Origin of the sequence: Desulfobulbus alkaliphilus (genome assembly GCF_016918545.1) — a bacterium.
Taxonomy (GTDB): Bacteria; Desulfobacterota; Desulfobulbia; order Desulfobulbales; family Desulfobulbaceae; genus Desulfobulbus; species Desulfobulbus alkaliphilus.
Genome location: NZ_JAFFQC010000025.1, coordinates 49,784 through 57,132, shown reverse-complemented (window position 1 = coordinate 57,132; position 7,349 = coordinate 49,784). Strand labels below are relative to the sequence as shown.

6 protein-coding genes are annotated in these 7,349 nt (G+C 53.9%); all 6 read left to right on the top strand.

The genetic code is table 11. From position 1 onward, the window contains the following. Positions 1 to 185: 185 nt before the first annotated feature. The 6 genes from JWG43_RS13065 to JWG43_RS13040 all read left to right on the top strand — a co-directional run bounded on the left by JWG43_RS13065 (position 186) and on the right by JWG43_RS13040 (position 7,347). The gene (locus tag JWG43_RS13065) at positions 186 to 953 is read left to right on the top strand and encodes a TolB-like translocation protein (RefSeq protein WP_205243385.1); all 768 of its coding nucleotides are present in this window, start codon (positions 186 to 188) and stop codon (positions 951 to 953) included. 58 nt (positions 954 to 1,011) lie between these two features. Beyond that, positions 1,012 to 1,980, top strand: a complete 969-nt coding sequence (locus JWG43_RS13060) for an SGNH/GDSL hydrolase family protein (protein ID WP_205243384.1) — start codon at positions 1,012 to 1,014, stop codon at positions 1,978 to 1,980. 330 nt (positions 1,981 to 2,310) lie between these two features. Further along, positions 2,311 to 3,405, top strand: a complete 1,095-nt coding sequence (locus JWG43_RS13055) for a serine hydrolase (protein ID WP_205243383.1) — start codon at positions 2,311 to 2,313, stop codon at positions 3,403 to 3,405. A gap of 78 nt (positions 3,406 to 3,483) precedes the next feature. Further along, positions 3,484 to 4,215 (top strand): acyltransferase, encoded by a 732-nt coding sequence (locus tag JWG43_RS19705; protein ID WP_240193577.1) that lies wholly within the window; start codon positions 3,484 to 3,486, stop codon positions 4,213 to 4,215. Between the two features lie 13 nt (positions 4,216 to 4,228). After that, a complete protein-coding gene (locus JWG43_RS13045) occupies positions 4,229 to 5,209 on the top strand; it encodes a lysylphosphatidylglycerol synthase transmembrane domain-containing protein (protein WP_205243382.1) in 981 nt (326 codons plus the stop codon). Positions 5,210 to 5,250: 41 nt separating this feature from the next. Further along, positions 5,251 to 7,347 (top strand): lysylphosphatidylglycerol synthase domain-containing protein, encoded by a 2,097-nt coding sequence (locus tag JWG43_RS13040; protein WP_205243381.1) that lies wholly within the window; start codon positions 5,251 to 5,253, stop codon positions 7,345 to 7,347. Positions 7,348 to 7,349: the final 2 nt, after the last annotated feature.

The window sequence follows — 7,349 nt, the reverse complement described above, 5'->3', positions numbered from 1 at the left end:
ACCAAAGAAGTGCTCACCAGACTCGCCTTCTTCGGCATGCGGCCCTTGCGAAGGGTCGCTCAACTTAATCGGGAGGTGTGGGGGAATTAAGGTGAATTTTTGTCCGATTTATCTTGCGCCACTGCAAGTAAGAGCATTTTTTATATTTTTACATTCACTGATCCATACAACGACAAGGAGTGCCCATGTATTCGCTATGCTGCAAAACGCTTTCATCAATGGGTCTGATCTGTCTGCTCCTGGCAAGTACAGGATGGACAGAAGAAGTTGATAAACCGGAAACGGTCTGGTCTGCTTCCCGCGATCTGATCTGGTCGGCCTCCGATGGCCTGCGGAGGGAAATATTCTTCAGTTCACTGATCAACCAGAAGTGGACTGAACCGTTCCAGGTCACCTATGACAATGCCGACAATCTCACCCCGTCCATTGATCGAACCTCGCGGGGCATGAGGTATGCGGTCTGGGCTGCAGTTGACCAAACCGGCCATATCATCAGATACGCTGTCTCCGAAAAGGGCGGATGGTCGGAGGCACGGACAATTCCCGAACTGCCCTGGACGGCGACAACCCCCTTTATCTCTGTTGGCCCTGATGACGACATCTGGGTGGTCTTCGCCGGGAATAACGGTGATAGCGATGATATTTATTACACCAGGCTTGCCGGTACTGCCTGGACAAAACCGGAACGGGTGCATGCCGAAAACCAAGTGCCGGATATACAACCCTATTTGGAAATTGATGACACAGGGCGAATGCTGTTGACCTGGGAAGGGTACCGGGGTGATCGATACAGGACGCTCAGATCTGTCTGGAACGGCGAAGGGTGGGGGGAAGAATTCCTCCTGGAGGAAGATGGAGATGCCGAATCCGCTCTAGAAGAACCGAGTACCTCAGAGATACCTGAATTCGTGGAGGATCGGCTGCATGCCTTTCTCCGTGTTTATGACAGGTAAGAAACGGTTTTCGGTTGGCTGTCTTTACACCTTGACTACTTTATAACCAGGCGAAGCAATGTTGAACGTAATTCGTTTTATTCTTTTTGGAGTCTGCTCAGTTTTTCTGTATGCCCAGGGGGCGCATGCCTATACGATCATGGTCGTCGGCGACTCGATTTCGCGAGGGTACAAGGCGACGCCCTATCCCGTTTATCTTCAATCAATGCTTGAAGGTCAGGCAACGGTGGTCAATGTTGCGGTCGGCGGGCAGTTTTCGAGCATCGCACTGAGGAGGTTGCGAACCAATCTCGAAAGACATCAGCCGCAGTTCGTCCTGATCATGATCGGCACCAACGATGCCAAGGCTGGTCTTTCTCCGTATCTGGTCGCCTTTAATATTTCAAAAATGATAGAGATCGTGCGTGAGGCCGATGCTGTTCCCGTTATCTCGACCATTCCCCCTAATACCCGGGACAGGGCGATAACCCCCCTTATCTCCAGGAACTTTAACCCCGAGCTCATCAATCTGGCCTCCAACAGCAACACGCGCTTGGTCGATTCCTATGGCATCCTCAATCCCAATTGGCGGGCCTGGACCATTGACGGCATTCATCCGAACAACGCAGGTTCAAGAGCTTTAGCCGAAGGATTTTACGCTGCCTTGCCCAATGGGGGTGGTGGCGGCAATGGGGGCAATACTGACAGTGGCGGTGGCCGCTGTTTTATTGCCACAGCAGCTTTCGGCTCCCAACTCGAGCCCCATGTGGTGCTCTTACAGCAATTTCGCGACGAGGTATTGCTTGCCCATCCAATAGGGCAGCGCTTTGTCGACTGGTATTATGACAATTCTCCACCAGTGGCCCGGTTCATTGCCGAGCATGAAAGGTTGCGTCCGCTTGCCCGGGGCATGCTGTATCCACTGATTGGTTTTTCCTACTGCATCCTTCACTGGGCGGCGATCGCTGGGTTGGCCCTGGCGATGACAGTCGCCGCGCTTTTGCTTGCGCCAATGTTGAGCAAAAGAAGAAGAATACTCTCACCCTGAAAAGGCTTTCTGGTCTGGGCACGAAGCCGGTTCCTTTCAGGACCGGCTTTTTTTTTATAGCTATCAATCCGGTAAGGGATTAACTTGACGCCTCAGAGTTAAAAAATCAGACTATGGATAGCAGTGTGCCACCGGTAAATTCCAGGTATGAGTACAGAGATGACACTGTCAGATCTCATAAGGGGAATGGTAAAAGAGGCCCGGACACGTCCAAGGTGGCTGTTTAAGCGCAGTGAACCAGGTTTGAAAAGATGAATAGAACGTATTCTCCTCAAAATGCCATTTTTTTGCCGACACCGTCACAGATTTATCATCTGGACGATTTCCAGCGTGCTGGTTGTGTCTCTCCTCGTTGTCCTCTTGGTTACCGATCGACTGACTCCCCAGTCCCACCCTTCCACTCCTGCGGTTTTTCCTGGAGAAAGCTGGACATGGAAAACACCGGAGGCCGCCGGATTTTCCAGCCAGAAACTTGCTGAATTTTCTGAAAAATATGTTGGCACAGGAGCTATCGTCCACGGGGGTGAAATGATCCACTCCTGGGGGAGAATCTACAGACGATCGGATGTGGCCTCGGTGGTCAAACCTTTTTATACCCACTTTGTCTTGAAAGCGATTGAAAAGGGTCTTATTGAATCCCTGGAGACGCCGCTCCTGCAATGGGTTCCTGAACTGGGTACCTTGAATCCTGATCTAGGGTACAAGGATCGGGACATCACCTTTCACCATCTGCTGAGCCAGACGTCCGGATATGGCTTGATTGAACGCCCCGGCGAAACCTTTGCCTACAACGATTTTGCTACAGGCTTGCTTGCCTGGGCCCTTTTGTATCGTGTCTACGGGCTTCCTCCCAAGCGCTACAACGACCTGCTCAACGGTCCTGACCTGGGAGAAATACTGGGTTTCGAGGATTCACCGACTTTGACGCATCCTAATTCCATACGGGGCAGGCTGCGTATCTCCATGCGTGATCTGGCCCGCTTTGGCCTGCTCTATCTCCGTGAGGGACAATGGGAGGGAAACGTTCTCCTGCGAGAGGATTTGTTCAACCTGGCCTTGCGTGAGCCATTACCACCTGGTTTTCCAAGAACCTCAGGAAAAGAAGCCGAGATTCTGGACAGGGTGAGGAGTATTGGTGGCGAAGGGAACGAAAAGGGGCATGGTGGCAGTCTGGGCTATTTTTGGTGGTTTAATCGGATCGGTCTGGATGGAAAACCTTTTTTCCCGGCCGCGCCGCCAAAGACCTTTGTGGCCTCGGGACATGGTGGCTACTTTGCCATGGTTGTCATTCCGGAACTGGATCTTGTCATGGTTTGGAACATTGCTACGAGACACCGGGTGGAACGTTGGAGCCCGTTTGATGAGGTTGGGCGGTACCATGTCAATGATATGATCCGCGAGGTGATGGCTGCCCGAACCAATTAGCCGCAAGACGCTAACGGAGATTTTTGGGATGATGAATGAAAAAGTCCCGCCCATGCTCGTCTGTCATCCACAGTTGTCATGAAAAAAACCCATGCCCATATCACAAGAGGGGCCAGCCCTTTACGTCGATATCAGGAAGTCATTGTCGGTTCGCCATCCTTTACCGATCTGCTCTACTTCGAATGGTGCACCTGGCTGACCAATGTGCCCGGAGCCCTCGGCATCGGCCTGCGAAAGCTGTTCTGGCCGAGACTGTTTGCCGCCTGCGGTCGCGGGACGATGTTCGGCAGTGGGGTCATTCTTCGCCACCCCGGCCGCGTCCAGCTGGGAGAGAGCGTGGTTGTCGGTGACGGCTGCGTCTTTGACGGTCGGTGCGATCAGGGCGAAGATGCCATTGTCCTTGGCGATAATGTCATGCTGTCCAACAGTGTCATGCTGTCCTCCAAAAACGGCCGCATCCGGATCGGCAACGATGTCGGCATCAATGCGCAGACGGTTATTCAGTCCACCAGTAACTGTCCGGTGAATATCAGCAATGATTGCATCCTCGGGCAGGGATGCCTCGTCATCGGCGGCGGCAGCTATGACCTGTCCGATCCCGACTCCCTGACCAGAACTGCCAGCATCATCAATGACGGGGGCGTCGCCCTGGAAGAGAATGTCTGGCTGGGCGCGCGGGTGACCGTCCTTGGAGGAGTGACGGTGGGTCGGGGTTCGGTGGTCGCCGCCGGTGCCGTTGTCACCCGGTCGTTGCCGACCTTCAGTGTCAGCATGGGAGTACCGGCCAAAGTTGTTCGTCTACGGAGTTGAGTGCTCTTTCTATATGTCATTGAAAAGATATCTGTTTTTTGCCGTCAAATTGACGGTCAGCGGGACGCTGCTGTTTTTCCTCTATCGTCAGACGCCGATGGCGGACATTCTGCAACTGTTTGCCGACTGCAATTTGATTCTGCTTGTCCTGGTATTTTTTATTCTGCTGATCAATACCGTGCTGAGCGCATGCAAATGGAAGATATTGCTGCGCGCCGATGCGATCGATATCCCGCTGCCCAAACTGGTGACCAGTTATCTCATTGGCGGTTTTTTCAATAATTTCCTGCCGTCGAATATCGGCGGCGATTCCTACCGGGTGTACGATATCATGCGCAAAAGCAGGGAAGGGGTGCGGAGTGCGGCATCGGTTTTCGCTGACCGGCTCACCGGTTTTCTCGCCCTGGTCTCCTTGAGCCTGATTTCTTCGCTCTTTGCAGCCGTCAAGCTGGACCGGCCCCTGATCATTGTCCTGCCGCTGGTGATTCTGGGGCTGTTGTCCCTGGTATTATTCATGCTCTGGAAACAAACACCGATCCGGCGGTTTCTGCGGGTGACAACCCTGGACCGTTTTTCAGCGCTGAATCGGGGGGCGGAAAAGTTTTTCACCGCCTTTGCTCATTACGGAGCAGACCCCCGAATTATCCTCAAGGTTATGTTCTTATCCTTTCTTTTCCAGTTTTCGGTCATTTTCGCCGTCTACCTCATGGCCGTTTCGCTCCATGCCGAGGTCGCCTTTCTCTTTTTTCCCGCATTTGTCCCCCTCATCGTGCTGATGGAGGCTATCCCTCTGTCCGTCAATGGCATCGGTATCCGGGATGCCGGCTATGTCTTTTTTTTCGGCCTGGCTGGTATGACCGATATCCAGACCCGTTCGCTGGCCATTCTTTTTCTCGCCATGACCCTGCTCTATTCCCTCATTGGCGGTGTTCTCTTCCTGGGCAGGACAGTGGCCGGGTGGAAGAACGTCGATAAGGGTCATCCCGCCCCGTGATTTTTGCCGCCTGTACCGGCGGCCAACTTGTTGGAGTTTCCATGGAAAGACAAACCCTCTGGCGTTATTCGTCGCATATTCTCATGACTGTCGGCATTTCAGTCACCCTGATGGCGCTTCTGGTCCATTTCAGTCTCGGTTCGGTGGAAGGGGAGCTGTGGCCGCGAATGCTGCAGGTAGCGATTAATCTGTCGCCGCTTTTGATCCTGGCCTATACTGTAGCCATCATCCTGCGCACCATCCTGCAATCGCTGCGGTATCGTTTGATCCTGCAGGCCTCGGAAACAGATGTCCCGGGTTTTTTTCATCTGTTGCTGGTGTCCGCCTGTCGCAACATGTTCGTGGATATGTTGCCCGCTCGCCTGGGTGAGCTGAGCTATGTGGCCATGCTCAACCGCGGCTATAAAGTCGCCCTGCCAGCCTGTCTGTCATCGCTGGCGATCAGTTTTGTTTTTGATCTGTTTGCCCTGGGGATCATTATTGTCGGGATTATCGCCTATCAGGCAATTTTTCTCGGGGTCCAGTTCTGGGTTGTGGGTACGCTGTTTCTTCTCACCCTTGTGGTTGTGCTCCTGCTGCTCTTCCTTTTCCCCGGCTTGGCAACCCTGGTACGGCTGCTTGCCCGGGTACATACGGAGAACTGGGGGAGGTTGGGTCGGCTGTTCGACTGGTGCCGTTCACTGCTGAGCAAGATTGTCCAGGCCCTGCAGGCGGCTCGAGACGCCGGTATCACCGCTCGCCTCGCTCTGCTCTCCCTCGGCATTCGCGTGACCAAGTATCTTGGTTTCTATGCCTTGTTTCTGGCCGTGGTCGTCCCGAACTTTCCCCTGATCGATCGACATCTCGTGTCCGCCCTTGTTGCCCTGATTAGTGCCGAGGCCGGAGCCAGTATGCCGGTGCCGGCATTCATGGGATTCGGCACCTATGAAGCAGCCGGGATGCTGGCCATGATCGCCCTGGGGGCGGAACGGTCTGCTTCATTGATTATCATGTTCAGCATTCATATCCTCAGTCAGGTCGTTGATTATGCCTGGGGTGGTCTGGCCTTCATTGTCTTTATTATCCTGACCCGGCAGACGGTCACCTCCGTCAGGCTGGGAGCAAGGCTTCGTTTTTCCTGGTACGGTCTGGTCGCTATAATTGTTTTCTGTATCGGGGTTGCTTTCCTCGTCTGGGAGGTGCGCAGCCTGAAAAATCTCGGCGCCTTGCGACCACCGGCCAGCGGTCATTCCGTCCTCCCCGCCGGGGACTCTGGAGGGCAGGCCGCCAGTCATCTTGCCGGATTAAACGGCTATGTGGTATGGAGTTCCAACCGGAGCGGCAGTCATGATATCTGGATGTATACCCTTCCGGAAGGAGAACTGAGGCAGTTGACTACTGATTCGCATACGGATTATTACCCGCGAATTTCTCCTGACGGGGGCAGCATCGTTTTTGCCCGTTCCCAGGAGCCATGGGTATCTCAGCGGAACTATTACGCCTGGGATGTAATGCTTATGGATCTGAGGAGGAATACAACCAGGTTACTGGCCAGAAACGGCAATGTGCCCACCTGGTCCGGGGATGGGCGAAAGGTCTATTTTCAGCGCAATGGCAATCAACTGGTACAGGTTGAGGTTGCATCAGGCAGAAAGGCTGTGGTAATGCAGACAGGGCAGGATCTGCCGCTGCCCGCTTCGGTGCAATTGCAGACCCCGGTTCTTGATCCGACAGGACAGGTGGTGGCGGTTACCCTGCGGGGTGGGCAACGGGCAACCTCCCTGATTTACCCCGATAAACGGGTAGTGCGTGTCGGTGGTGGCTGCCAGTTGAACTGGTCTCCGGCAGGAGATTATCTCTACAAGATTGACCGCGGCGGGCAAAGGAGAAACGCCGTTATCCGGGTAGATCCGACGACTCTGGACAGACAGGTCTTGTTTGATCCTCCCGGGGAGTACCACCATATCTACTTTCCGAGGGTGGATAACACCGATTCGGTTCTGGTCTATGGCGCCAGTACCGGCGGACATGAACATGATACCGCTGATTACGAAATTTTTCTGTGGAGGATAGGGACTCCGGCCAGCGATGTTGTCCGCCTGACCCATCATACCGCCAATGATTGCTGGCCTGACGTGTATATCACTGGCATGAGATAACC